General features: G+C 72.7%; 9 protein-coding genes. 4 read left to right on the forward strand and 5 right to left on the reverse strand.

Going from position 1 to position 12859, the window contains the following annotated elements:
- Positions 1–17: 17 nt before the first annotated feature.
- The 4 genes from DMB42_RS08810 to DMB42_RS08825 form a co-directional block, all read right to left on the reverse strand.
- The gene (locus DMB42_RS08810) at positions 18–1322 is read right to left on the reverse strand and encodes a DUF5719 family protein (protein ID WP_125632392.1); all 1305 of its coding nucleotides are present in this window, start codon (positions 1320–1322) and stop codon (positions 18–20) included.
- Positions 1319–4126: a glycosyltransferase family 2 protein gene (locus tag DMB42_RS08815; RefSeq protein WP_125632394.1), complete on the reverse strand. Its 2808-nt coding sequence runs from the start codon at positions 4124–4126 to the stop codon at positions 1319–1321. The genes DMB42_RS08810 and DMB42_RS08815 overlap by 4 nt, the downstream gene beginning before the upstream one ends.
- A 109-nt stretch (positions 4127–4235) precedes the next feature.
- Complete coding sequence (locus DMB42_RS08820; protein WP_020546325.1) at positions 4236–4496, reverse strand: WhiB family transcriptional regulator; 261 nt, start codon at positions 4494–4496, stop codon at positions 4236–4238.
- Positions 4497–4818: 322 nt separating this feature from the next.
- Positions 4819–7443: a hypothetical protein gene (locus tag DMB42_RS08825; protein ID WP_125632396.1), complete on the reverse strand. Its 2625-nt coding sequence runs from the start codon at positions 7441–7443 to the stop codon at positions 4819–4821.
- A 182-nt stretch (positions 7444–7625) separates the two neighbouring features.
- Here DMB42_RS08825 and cofD point away from each other — a divergent pair, with 182 nt between their 5' ends.
- The 4 genes from cofD to DMB42_RS08845 all read left to right on the forward strand — a co-directional run bounded on the left by cofD (position 7626) and on the right by DMB42_RS08845 (position 11117).
- On the forward strand, positions 7626–8564 hold the full coding sequence (gene cofD / locus DMB42_RS08830; protein WP_125632398.1) for a 2-phospho-L-lactate transferase: 939 nt from the start codon (positions 7626–7628) through the stop codon (positions 8562–8564).
- Entirely contained in the window at positions 8561–9832 is a 1272-nt protein-coding gene (locus DMB42_RS08835; protein ID WP_125632399.1) for a coenzyme F420-0:L-glutamate ligase, read from the forward strand. Before cofD ends, DMB42_RS08835 begins: the two co-directional genes overlap by 4 nt.
- A 100-nt stretch (positions 9833–9932) precedes the next feature.
- Entirely contained in the window at positions 9933–10676 is a 744-nt protein-coding gene (locus DMB42_RS08840) for a lytic polysaccharide monooxygenase (RefSeq protein WP_125632401.1), read from the forward strand.
- A 15-nt stretch (positions 10677–10691) separates the two neighbouring features.
- On the forward strand, positions 10692–11117 hold the full coding sequence (locus DMB42_RS08845) for a DoxX family protein (RefSeq protein ID WP_125632403.1): 426 nt from the start codon (positions 10692–10694) through the stop codon (positions 11115–11117).
- A 31-nt stretch (positions 11118–11148) separates the two neighbouring features.
- Here the strand turns inward: DMB42_RS08845 and DMB42_RS08850 are convergent, their stop codons facing one another.
- Positions 11149–12825, reverse strand: coding sequence for a substrate-binding and VWA domain-containing protein (locus tag DMB42_RS08850; protein ID WP_260477569.1), 1677 nt, complete (start codon positions 12823–12825; stop codon positions 11149–11151).
- Positions 12826–12859: the final 34 nt, after the last annotated feature.

Here is a 12859-nt window from a genome sequence, read left to right on the forward strand (position 1 = left end):
GCCGCGGGCCCAGGTCGTCAGGGCGCCACCACGCGGGCGCTGTCGGTCAGCACGGGCAACATCGTCCACATGCGCGCGGGCGCGAGCGGCTGGGCCGTGACGAGCAGCCCGCTCTTCTGGCGTTCCTCGATGACGCGGCCCCCGTACACCTGGCCCGACACGGGGGTGACGACCACGGCGAAGTCGCCCTTGCCGCGCAGCCGTACGTCCTTGGTCCGGCCGGCGGGGACCGTCACGGCGAACGGCTTGCCCGCCGCGCCCTTCGCCGGCACCTCCTGCACTCTGACCTCGCCCGGCCCGCCCAGCGCGGTGAACAGCAGCCGCGTGCCGGCGCCGTTGCCCGCCACCGCGCTGCCCAGGTCGAGTGCCGGCGTGCCCGCCGTGAACGCCACGTCCTGCCGCTGCCCGGTGCCGACGACGACCAGCCCGGCCACGACCGGCGCGGGCGCGGTGAGCACGAGCGCGGCCGACTCGCCGCCGATCCCGGTGGTCACGTCCACCGCGACCACGCTGCCGGCGGGCACGTCGACGGTCTCGCGGCCCTTCATGGCGTACTCGGCGTCCTGGCTGACCGCCTTGACCTGCACGGACACGTCGCTCTTGCCGGGCGCCGCGACCAGCAGCTCACGCCGGCCGCCACCGCCGGGGATGCCGGGCACCACCACGCGCGTGGCGGGCGGCGCGGCGAGCGGGAGCCAGTCCACGCCGCCGGCCCGCATGGACGCCCTGGCCGCGACCGCGACCCGGCCGAAGACGGTGGTGACGCTGACGGCCATGATGTCGGCCGAGGGGGCGAGCGTCCTGAGGTCGATCTCCTTGTGCTCGCCCGGCGCGATCTCCAGGCCGCGGCCCTTGTCCCCGGAGACCGGGCCCTCGGCCGCGTACACCTCGACGTCGGCCTGGGCCGGGGACTTGTCGGCGTTGGTGAGGTGCAGGAGCACGTCGGCCTCCGCGGGGCCGGGTCCGACCAGCCAGGCGACCGGGGCCGGCTCGGTGCAGCGCACCCCGGACAGTCCGCGCAGCGCGCCGGAGGTCACCCGGGTGGTGTATCCGGCTTCGAGCGCTCCGGGGCCGTTCGTCACGTACGGGTCGGCGTTCTTCATGACCTCGTGGGACAGGCGGCCGGGCAGGTAGACGTCCACCTGGGTGCCCTTGGCACCTGGGCAGACGGCGGTCACCGACTCGACGGCGACCTTCCTCGGCCCCTCCGCGTGTGGCGGTGCGGGGGCCGGGCCGGTGACGAAGGCGACGCCGTACAGGGCGGACAGGGCCACCACGACCAGCACCAGCAGGCCGAACCGGTTCTCCACGAACGCCTTCATCGCACTCCAACCGGCGCGGCGGCGGGCGCCTCGACGCCCTCGACCGCGCCGCTCTCCCGGCGTCCCGGCATGGCCAGGGCGAACACGAGCAGGGCCAGGACACCCTGCGCGCACAACCACGGCGTGTGCAGGACACCCGCAGGCTGGACCGGCACACGGGTGACCGGCTCGGTCAGCCGCCACAGGCCGCCCGCCTCGGACAGGCTCATGCGCCGCAACGACGGTTGCGAGTCGAGCGACCTGGCGAGCTGGGGCGGCACCGGCGCGGCCACGGCCATCATGGCGATCCCGTGCTGGGCCAGCGTCGCCGCGTCGGTCCCGCCGCGCCCGCCGACCAGGCCGCGCGCCGCGGTCGCCACCTTCGTACGGGCCTCGGAGGCGACCGGCAGCTCGGCCTCGCCGATCAGCGGGGTACGCCCGTGCAGCACGGTGAAGGCGTCACCCTTGATCACCAGCGTGCGTTCGCCGTTCCTGGTGCTCCAGGTGGCCAGGGCGGGCAGCACGTCGGGCGCGTGGCCGGTCAGCGGGCCGCGTACGCCGTACGCGATCCAGTAGCCGGCGGCCAGGATCGGCGTGCTCACGGCGGCGGCCACCACCAGGGTCGCGCCCAGCCTGCGCAGTCCGCCGCCGGCCCGCAGCTCGGCCAGCCGGTGCGCGGTCAGGCCCACGAGCACCAGCAGCCCGGTCCCCGCGAACGCCAGCGGCACCCCGGGCCAGGCCCGTGCCCCTTCGACGCTGATCCGGCCGACCAGGATGGCGGCCAGCATGCCGTACAGCGTGACACCCCAGCCGATCGCGACGACCATCCGCTGGCGGCGCATGAGCAGCGCGGCCAGCGCGGTCACCACCAGCCCGGCCGTCACCCAGAACGGCGGCAACCCCGGCCCGCCCGGACTGAGCGCGAGCAGCGACTCCGGCGCGAGCCCCGACTCCACCAGGGCGGGATCGTGCAGCCCGGCCTCCAGGAGGATCCGGCCGGGGTCCGCGACCAGTCCGGCCAGCCACGGGAACAGCAGCGCGAGCGGCACCACGAGCGCGATCACCATGGAGGTCACCACACCGCGCCGCACCCCCCCGAACCAGACGGCGGCCAGCACGCCGAGCACCGCGAAGAGCGGGTACACCAGCGGCACGAACGCGGTCCCCACGGCGAGCAGCAGCCCGAGCGCCCAGGCCGCGCGCCGGGCCCGGCGCCGCTCGCCGGACAGCAGCGTGGTGCCGAGCGCGGCGTACACCGGGACCAGCACGAACACCACCGCCGTGCCGAGCCTGCCCGCCGCGATCGCGCCGGTCGCGACGGGCAGCAGCGCGTACGTCCCCGCCGCCCACGCCCGCGCGGGCACCGCCGGGATGATGTGCCTGGTCGCCAGGTACGCCGACGCCCCGGCCAGCGGCACCGACCCCAGCAGCAGCACGGACACCGCCAGCCACGTCTTGCCGAGCGCCAGCGTCGAGGCCAGCGCCAGCAGCCCCACGTACGGCGGCGCCCAGTCCGTGGAGCCAAGCCCGATGTCGTGGAAACCCTCGGTGTAGAACCGCCACAGGTCCCCCGCGCCGCCCGTGACCGGCACCAGCGCGCGGCCGCCCAGCCGGTCGCCGAAGAGCAGCGACCGCTCGGCGGCCAGCGAGACCACGGCGAGCGCGAGCATGAGGACGACGCCTGGCCGGTGGAGGAAACGCTTGACCGCGCCGGTGTCGACCGGCGTGCTCTCCTCGTCCTCCTCGCCGGCGGAATGGTGGTGGCGGCCGGCGGACTCCACGGGTCCCTCGCCGGCGAGGAAGCTCTGCACCATGTCGGTCAGCCGCCGGTACGCGACCCCCGACGGCGTCAGCAACCGCTTTATGCGGATAAATCCCTTTTTACGGCCTTCGCGCCGGGCCCTGCGCGCCTTGAACAGCCGGAACGGGTGCACCAGGATCGACCCCAGCGCCACCATCTCGTCCAGCGCGTTCGCCGGCTGCTTGCCCACCAGGAACAGGAACGTGCGCAGCGCCGAGCCGGCCAGGTTCCGCAGCAGCGCCCACACCATCACGCGGAACGGCAGGTTCGCCATGATCACGAAGATCGCGTTCCGCCGGTCGAGCCTGCGTGGATGGTCGCCGCTGACCGTGATCCGCCGCCGCCTGCGTGCCGCCGCCTCGGCGTGCCAGGCCACCGCCGAAGTGACGGCCAGGACCTTGTGCCCGGCGTTGCGTACCCGCCAGCACAGGTCGAGGTCGTCGCGGAAGAGCGGGAACAGCGGGTCGAGGCCGCCGAGGCGTTCCCAGACGTCGCGGCGGACCAGCATGCCCGCCGTGGAGACCGAGAGCACCTCCCGGGTGCCGTCGTGCTGCCCCTGGTCGAACTCGCGCGGCTCCAGCCCGGTGTCCCTGCGCCCGGTGAGGCCGACGGTCACGCCCAGTTCGAGCAGGCGCCTGCGGTCGAGCCAGTCACGCAGCTTCGGGCCGAGCACCGCCGCCTTGGGATCCTGGTCGGCCGCCGTGAGCAGGGCCTCCAGCGCGCGCCGGTCGGGGGCGCAGTCGTCGTGCAGCAGCCAGATCCACTCGTCGGGCCCGCACGGCGGCAGCCTGTCCAGCACCTCAGCGACGGCGTCGCCGAAGGAGGCCGAACGCGGCAGCGTGAGCACGTTGGACGTGCCGAGCGTCTGCGCGAGCAGGTCGGCCGAGCCGTCCCTGCTGCCGTTGTCGACGCCGGCGACCCGCTCGGGCCTGCGGCTCTGGCCCGCCAGCGCGCGCAGCGTGTCCCCGAGCCAGCGCCCGCCATCATGGGCGACGACGATCGCGGTGACGAGGGGACGTGACATGGGCGGGCACTCCAGCGTTGATCAGGCGCGCCCACCATACAGGTCAGAGCAGGACCACATGCGAAAAAGGGTCACACGGCAGCCCGCGTGACCCTTTCGCTCATATCCCCTAAACGGCCTGGCGCTTGATCCGTCTGCGCTCCCGCTCCGACAACCCACCCCAGATGCCGAATCGCTCATCGTGTTCGAGTGCGTATTCCAGGCACTCCGCACGGACCTCACACGATCGACAGACCTTCTTGGCTTCTCGGGTGGAGCCGCCTTTTTCCGGGAAGAACGCCTCCGGATCAGTCTGCGCGCACAACGCGCGCTCCTGCCATCCGAGTTCTTCAGCGTCAAGCTGATCCTGTGCGATGACCGGATCGGTCACTGCACACCTCCCTGCCGCCCGCCCGCAATGGAGCCCCCCATGGACGCCTTCCTTACTACCCACCCACAGGAAGGCGTAACAACATGGTTGTAATTACACGCGCGTGCCGTACGTGACGTCAAGCGGCATGACGGTATCCGGGGAAAGACCGACTCTCGCCCCGGTGTGCTCGGCATGTGGTGTTCGCACCAGGCCGGAGCCTCCTGCGCAGCAAGGCTTCGACCTGGTTCGTTCAACGCTGTCAGCGGTCGGAACCGTACCAGGGCGGGGTAGACGCCCGCCCTTTGGGCCACCTTCTCTCTAGCCGTCGTTTGCCGGTCCGTTACCTGCGTGGCTCGTTGGGCGTGTATATGGCCGTTGGGTCGATTGGGTCGTCGCCGGGGCGGTTCTGGGCGCCCAGCGCGTCCCCGAACGACGAGGGGTCCAGCCGCATCGTCGACTCGCCCTGCGCCTCGCTCCACCCGGCCGGGGCCTGGGGAGCCTGCGGGGCCTGGTGGGTGGGGCGGTAGCCCTGGGGCTCGTACTGGCCCTGCTGGGGTTCGTACGCGCCCTGCTGCTGGTACGGCTGAGGCTGAGCCTGCTGGGGCTGGGCCTGCTGGGGGTGGCCGAACGGGTCGTCGTACGGCCTGGCCGGCTGGCCGGCGTAGTCGGGCACCCGCAGGTCGGGCTGGGTGCCGACGGCACCGGCCGTCGAGCTCTGGTACGTCTCGGCCTGCTGGTAGGCGTCCAGGAGCTGCTGGGAGCGGGGGTCCACGGGCGGGTCCGGCTCCTGGAAGGCGGGGGTGGCGTACTCGAGGCCGGAGTAGCCGGTGAACGGCTGACCGCCCTGCTGGCCCCCTGGCTGACCGCCCTGCTGGCCGCTCTGCTGGTCGAAGGCGTTCTGGCGGTCGTAGTACGACGGCTGCTGCTCCGCCGGCGGGTACGGGACGCTCGGGCTGGTCTCGCCGCTCGGGTACGCCTGGTCGGCGAACGCGTTCGGGGAACTGTCGCGCGGGGCGTACGGATTATCCGGGGTCGGGTAGTTCGTCTGGCCGTACGCGCTGGGCTGGCTGTCCGCCGGGACGTAGGGGGCGGGCGTGTACTCACCGGCGGGCGGCTGGTAGCCGGAGTCGGGGAGCGTCTCGGACGGGGTGTAGGACGGCGTGGCGTAGCCCTGGTCCTGGCCGAAGCCCTGCGGCGGGAGGCCCTGCGGCGCGAAGCCCTGGTCCGGCTGCCCGAACGGCTGCCCGGTCTGGCCCTGCGGGTGTCCGAAGGGCTGCTCGACCGGGGCGTACGGGGGCTCGGGGGCGGGGGGCGGGGGGAAGGGCGACTCGGGCTGGCGCTGGTCGGCGGGCGCGGCGGGGAGCGCGGCCCTGGCCGGCTGGTAGGGCTGCTGCTGGTAGGGGTCGGACTGCTGGCCCTGAGCGGGCTGGCCTTGGGAGGGCTGCTGGCTCTGCGCGGGCTGGCCGAAGGGGAGCTGGTCGGGCTGCTGACCGTAGCCGGGCTGCTGGCCCAGCCCCTGACCGTGGCCCTGGCCGTACGCGGGCTGGGCGTCGGGGGTCTGGGGGGCGTAGGGGGACTGCGCCTCGGCGGCGTGCGGGACGGGCGTCTCCGGCTGGTGGCCGTACCCGGGGACGGCGGGCTCGGGCTGACCGTAACCGGAGGGCTCAGGCTGGCCGTAGCCGGAAGCGGCGGGCACGGGCTGACCGTAACCGGGGGCTTGGCCGTAGCCTGCGGCGTCCGGCTGGGCGAGGCTGGGCATGGGGGGCTGGCCGTAGCCCGCGGGGTCCGGCTGGGCGAGGCCCGGGGTGGAGGGCTGACCGTAGCCGGGGGTGGTGGGGTCGGGCTGGCCGCCGTAGCTCGGGGGCTGCTGGCCGTAGCCGGTGCCGGGTTGGCCGCCGGGGCTGGTCGACTGGGCGCCGTAGCCGGACTGCTGGCCGAAGGCGGCCGTCTGGTCCTGCGGGCCGAAACCGCCGGGCACCTGCTGGCCCGACGGCGGCTGCGGCACGTAACCGGAGGACGGGGGCTGCGGGGCGTAACCGGAGGAAGCGGGCTGCGGCTCGTAGCCCGAGGAGACGGGCTGGGGCTCGTAGCCCGAGGAAACGGGCTGGGGCTCGTAACCGGGCGAGGCCGCCTGCGGCTCGTAGGGCGACGGCTGCTGGCCGGAGGGCGGCTGCGGGGTGTAGCCGGACGCGGCGGGCTGCGGGTCGTGGGCGGAGGACTGGGCGTCCTGGCCGCCCGGGGGCAGTTGGGCGAGCGCGGGCTGCTGGCCGTAGGGGGTCGGCGCGGAGTGCGGCTGCGCGTACGCGGGCTGGTCGGACTGACCGTAGGCGGGCTGGTCCGGCTGGCCGAACTGCGGCTGGTCGGGCTGGCCGTACGGGGGCTGGTCCGCGTGGCCGAAGTGGGGCTGGTCCGGCTGGCCGAACTGCTGGGCCTGGCCGTACGGGGGCCGGTCCGGCTGGCCGAACTGCTGGGGCTGGCCGAACTGCTGGGGGTGCCCGTAGTGGTTGGACTGGCTGCTGTAGCCGGTGGAACGGCCGGGCAGGACCTCGGGAAGCAGATAGACCAGCGCCACGGCAGTCAGGGCGAGCGTGGGGACGCCCGTGAGCACGTACTCGAACACCCCGCGGACCGTGCCGCCGGCGAACAACCCGACGACCAGCGCCACCTCGCCGAACACGGCGGCCAGCAGCAGGCCGGCCACGGAGCCGTAGGCGATGGGCCTGGCCGCGGACGAGCGCTCGCCGACCTTGGTGACGAGCAGCACGGCGCCCACGAGCAGCGCGGTCACGACCGGGCTGGTCAGGCCCAGCAGGTTGGCGGCGGCCCGGTCGGCGAACCCGGCGCCGTACGAGTTGCCCGTGCCGAGCAGGATGCGGCCGATCGTCAGGACCACGTCGACCAGACCGGTGACGAGCATGATCCAGGCGGCCGGCTCCCGTAGCCGGGTGGCATTTACTTTGCTCACGAGTAACCCCCATCGGACCCTTTGGCCCGAAGGGAGTTTGCCACATTGCCGACTTACGCGGCGGGCGTCCCAAGAACCTCTTCCATCCCATTTACCCCTATACCTGGAAGTTCCTTGCCATCAGGAGGGGCAAAACCACTCCCCCCGCAGGGATGTCGGAGGCCGGTGGAAGACTGGGCCGCATGCACATCGTGTCACTCGCCGGCGGCATCGGCGGCGCCCGTTTCCTGCGCGGCCTGCGCGCCACCGCACCCGACGCCTCGATCACCGTCATCGGCAACACGGGCGACGACATCACCCTGTTCGGCCTGCGGGTCTGTCCCGACCTCGACACCGTCATGTACACCCTGGGCGGCGGCATCGACGAGGAGCAGGGCTGGGGCCGGGCCAAGGAGTCCCACGTCGTCAAGGAGGAGCTGGCCGCCTACGGGGTCGAACCGCAGTGGTTCGGGCTCGGCGACCGCGACTTCGCCACCCACATCGTCCGCTCGCAGATGCTGGAGGCGGGCTACCCGCTCTCGCAGATCACCGAGGCCCTGTGCGCGCGCTGGCAGCCGGGCGTACGCCTGCTGCCCATGACCGACGACCGCTGCGAGACGCACGTGGTGATCTCCGACGAGCACGGCAGGCGGGCGGTGCACTTTCAGGAGTGGTGGGTGCGGTTGCGCGCGTCGGTCCCGGCCGAGTCGTTCGCGCTGGTGGGGGTCGACACGGCGAAGCCGGCGCCGGGGGTGCTGGAGGCCGTCGAGCAGGCCGACGTGGTCATCCTGCCGCCGTCCAACCCGGTGGTGAGCGTCGGCACGATCCTTCAGGTCCCCGGCATCCGCGAGGCGGTCGCGGCCAAGACCGTGGTCGGCGTCTCCCCCATCATCGGCGGCGCGCCCGTGCGCGGCATGGCCGACGCCTGCCTGACGGCGATCGGGGTGGAGACCACGGCCCAGGCCGTGCTCGACCTCTACGGCTCCGACCTGGTCGACGGCTGGCTGGTGGCCGAGGAGGACGCGGGGGTGGCGCTCGACGGCGTGCGCGTGGTGTCCCGGCCGATCCTCATGCACGACGCCGAGGCCGCCGCCGACATCGCCCGCACCGCGCTCGACCTGGCCCTGGAGCTGGCCCGATGAGCACGCGACGCATCGAGGTCATCGCCGTGACCGGCATCGGCGAGGTGCGGCCCGGCGACGACGTGGCGGCTCTGCTCAAGGGCGCCGACCTGCGCGACGGCGACATCGTCGTGGTCACCTCCAAGATCGTCAGCAAGGCGGAGGGCCGCGTCCGCCAGGCGCCCGACCGTACGAGCGCGATCGAGGAGGAGACCGAGCGGGTCGTCGCCAGGCGCGGCGAGACGGTGATCGTCCAGACCCGCCACGGCTTCGTCATGGCCGCGGCCGGGGTCGACGCCTCCAACACCGAGCCGGGCACGGTCCTGCTGCAGCCCGACGACCCCGACGCCTCCGCCGCGCGGATCAGGGCCGGGCTCGGCGGCCGGGTGGGCGTGATCGTCTCCGACACGTTCGGGCGTCCCTGGCGCAACGGGCTGACCGACGTGGCGATCGGCGCCGCGGGGGTGCGTCCGCTCGACGACTTCCGCGGTTCCTCCGACTCCTACGGCAACCCGCTCAGCGCCACCGTCACCGCGCTGGCCGACGAGATCGCGAGCGCGGCCGAGCTGGTCAAGGGCAAGCTCGGCGGTGTTCCGGCGGCGATCGTGCGTGGTCTCGGCCATCTGGTGACCGACGAGGACGGGCCGGGGGTCAGACCCCTCGTACGCCCGGCCGACGAGGACCTGTTCCGCTTCGGCGCCCGGGATGTCGTGTTCGCCCGCCGTACGATCAGGGAGTTCTCCGACCGCCCGGTCGACGGCGAGGCGGTGCACAGGGCGGTGGCCGCGGGCATCGCGGCGCCGGCGCCGCACCACACGACCCCGTGGCGGTTCGTGCTGGTGGAGTCCCCTGCCACGCGCACCGCGCTGCTCGACGCCATGCGCGAGGCGTGGATCGAGGACCTGCGCGGCGACGGGTTCACCGAGCAGTCGATCGCCAAGCGCGTCCGGCGCGGCGACGTCCTGCGCAAGGCCCCCTACCTGGTGGTGCCGTGCCTGGTGATGGAGGGCTCCCACACCTACCGCGACGAGCGGCGCAACGCCTCCGAGCGGGAGATGTTCGTCGTCGCGACGGGCGCGGGCGTGGAGAACTTCCTGATCCAGCTCGCGGTCGAGGGGCTGGGCTCGGCGTGGGTGTCGTCCACGATGTTCTGCCGGCCGGTGGTGAGGGAGGTGCTCGACCTTCCGGAGTCGTGGGATCCGATGGGCTGCGTGGCGATCGGTCACGCCGCCGCGCCTCCTCGTGACCGCGCCCCCCGCGACCCGCGCGATTACATCGTGACGCGCTGAGCCTCTGACGAGAGTCCGGAAATCTGGTAAGCCAACCGTTTACCGTTAGGAAACTTTCCTTTACATTTGGACTATCCCCCCATGTAAAGGAGCCACTTCAATGCGAAGGACTCTCACGTTAGTCGCCGTGGCGGTGATCACCATCGCCACGGCGGTGTTCAACACCTCTCCCGCGTTCGCCCACGGCTATGTGAACTCACCCCCCAGCCGGCAGGCGTTCTGCGCCCAGGGCAAGGTGCCCGACTGCGGCCAGATCATCTATGAGCCGCAGAGCGTGGAAGGGCCGAAGGGCCTGCGGAGCTGCAACGCGAATCTTGGACAGTTCGCTCAGCTCAGTGACGAGAGCAAGCCGTGGCCCGCCACCTCTGTGGGCAACTCGGTCACCTTCACCTGGACGTTCACCGCCAGGCACGCCACGCTCAACTACGAGTACTACATCGGCGGCACCCGGGTCGCCGTCTTCAACGGCAACGGCCAGCAGCCGCCGTCGACGATCTCCCACACGGTGAACCTCTCCGGCTACTCCGGCCGCCAGAAGGTTCTCGCGATCTGGAACATCTCCGACACCTCTAACGCCTTCTACTCCTGCATCGACCTGCAGATCGGCGGCGGCGGTCAGCCGACCCCCACCCCGACCCCGACCCCGACCCCGACCGTGACCCCGACGCCCACCCCGACCCCGACGCCGACCACGACGGCGGCGGGCACCTGGAAGGCCGGTACGGCCTACACCGCGGGCAGCACGGTCACCTACAACGGCGTCTCCTACCGGTGCCTGCAGCCCCACACGGCCATCGCGGGCTGGGAGCCGCCGAACGTCCCGGCGCTCTGGCAGCGGATCTGAGGTCTGGACACGTCGATGACCAAGCTTCGTGACGCCGCGCTGTCGCTGTTCCGCATCGTGGTGGGCCTGCTGTTCGCCTGCCACGGGGCCGCCACTCTGTTCGGCGTACTCGGCGGCCCGTACGGCGGAACGACCCCCTCCGTAGGCCAGTGGCCCGACTGGTGGGCGGGGGTGATCGAGCTCGGCGCGGGCGGCCTCGTCCTCGTCGGGCTCGCCACCCGCGTCGCCGCCCTGCTCTGCTCGGGCACGATGGCCTACGCCTACTTCACCGTCCACTTGCCCAAGGGCCTGTTCCCGTTGCAGAACGGGGGCGAGACCGCGGCCATGTTCTCGTGGTCGTTCCTGATGCTGGCGCTGCTGGGCAGCGGCGCGTGGTCGCTGGACAAGCTCGTGTCCCACTTCCACCATCGCGGCGAGAACGCCACCGTGCAGCAGATCTAGACCGAGGGGGTGCCGGGCGACCGGCATCCCCTCAGGTGGCCGGCTTGCAGGTGGGGTGGCAGAGCCGGCGGGCCAGGGCGCCGAGGAAGACGTCGATGATCTCCCCGGGCTCCTGGGCCTCGTGCAGCGAACCGTTCGTGACCGCCGTGATCTGCGACAGGCTGCCGCGGTCCACGTCCTTGCCGAACGCGATGATGACGATCTGTACGGGCTTGTCCGGATCCCATTCGTTCCGCAGGGTGTTCAGAAGCTGCGGAAGCTTCACGCCCTTGCCGTCGTCCCTGCCCGCGGTGATCACCAGCAGCGTGTTGTTCATGTCGTCGCGGTAGTCGCCGCTGACCTTGCGGAACCCGCTGAGCACCGCGTCGTAGAGCGAGCTGTCCAGGTCGGGGTGCGGGGCGATGGTGCTGGTCAGCTCGTCGAGTACGCTGCGCCGCAACACCTGGCCCGACTCCGGCTCGCTGATCGGGCCGAGTCCGACGCGCTCCCGGTAGCCCCTGATGTTCCCGACCTTGTCGGCGAACTCCCACATGCCCATGTGCGTGGAGTTCGGGAAGAGCTGCAACCCGATCTTGGCCGCGGCCAGCGCGATGCGCACCTTGGTGCTGCCGTTCAGCGGCTCGGCCATGTGCTTGGAGGTGTCGGCCAGCACGAGGATGTTGGTCGGCGGCGCCAGCCTGCTCCAGGCGCGCAGCGCCTCGTCGATGTCCTGCTGCGACACCGACGGCCTGGTCTTCGGCGCCTCGGACGGGATCTGCGGCCCCGGCGAGAGCGGCCCCAGCCGGCCGTCGCCCGACCTGAACCCGGCGCGCCGGACGATCTCCTGGGCCTGCGTGCCCTTCAGCCAGTCGGCGAAGGCCGTGGACGCCTCCGCGACCGCGGGGTCGGCGGCCGTGACGACGTAGGGATAGTCGAGGTCGATCGTGCCCTCGCGCGGGTGCAGCGCCACCACCGGGTCGGCGGAGGGCACCTGGTTGTGGTTCCACACCGACTGCTCGGGGACGATCACCACCGGCCGCTGCCAGAAACCGCGGTCGTCCACGGCTTCGAGCATGCTGCGGTAGTCGGGCGCCGACCCGGCCTGCGCCCACCGGACGAACGCGGTCAGCGCCTTGTCGGCGGTCTCGCCGGTGCCCACGACGTCCCTGGCCGCGGCCACGGTGGCGATCCCCGCGCCGACCAGGGACGGATCGGGCACCCGTACGACGTCGGGCTCGTTCGAGTTGGGGGTGAGCCGCCCGCGCACGGTCGGTGGGAAGACCATCCGCCAGTTCATCTCGGTCCGGCCGACCGAGAAGCGCCGGGCCAGCGACGACCGCGTGGCGAACACCAGCGGCGAGGTGGCCACCACGGTCTCCCCCGCGGGCAGCGAGCTCGCGCCCTGGCTGCGGGCCAGCCTGATCCAGGCCGAGGAGTCGGCGATCCAGCCGTCCGGGCGCTCGCGCAGCACGCCGGCCCGGTCGCCGATCAGCGTGCGCAGCACCGTGGCCGGCGGCTGCTCGGTGACCTGGACCAGCACGCACCGGCCGCCGACCGACGTCTTCGTCCCGTTGAAGCGCCCGGCGGCCTCCATGACCGCCGGCGCCACGTCCACGGCGGCGGCCACGCTGACCAGAACAGGCTCTCGCGACACGCAGAGGGCGGGACCGCCGCCCAGGACCACGTACAGGCTGCCCGCGGCGACGACCACGGCGGCGAGGCCCGCCAATATGCCACGTTGGAGCGCTTTCCTGCGTCGCTGC

Origin of the sequence: Nonomuraea sp. WAC 01424 (assembly GCF_003947315.1) — a bacterium.
In the GTDB taxonomy this organism is placed as follows: Bacteria; Actinomycetota; Actinomycetes; order Streptosporangiales; family Streptosporangiaceae; genus Nonomuraea; species Nonomuraea spiralis.

Coding starts and splice junctions, on each gene's coding strand:
- DMB42_RS08810 (WP_125632392.1), bottom strand. CDS start 1,322: ATGAAGGCGTTCGTGGAGAACCGGTTCGGCCTGCTGGTGCTGGTCGTG.
- DMB42_RS08815 (WP_125632394.1), bottom strand. CDS start 4,126: ATGTCACGTCCCCTCGTCACCGCGATCGTCGTCGCCCATGATGGCGGG.
- cofD (WP_125632398.1), top strand. CDS start 7,626: ATGCACATCGTGTCACTCGCCGGCGGCATCGGCGGCGCCCGTTTCCTG.
- DMB42_RS08835 (WP_125632399.1), top strand. CDS start 8,561: ATGAGCACGCGACGCATCGAGGTCATCGCCGTGACCGGCATCGGCGAG.
- DMB42_RS08840 (WP_125632401.1), top strand. CDS start 9,933: ATGCGAAGGACTCTCACGTTAGTCGCCGTGGCGGTGATCACCATCGCC.
- DMB42_RS08845 (WP_125632403.1), top strand. CDS start 10,692: ATGACCAAGCTTCGTGACGCCGCGCTGTCGCTGTTCCGCATCGTGGTG.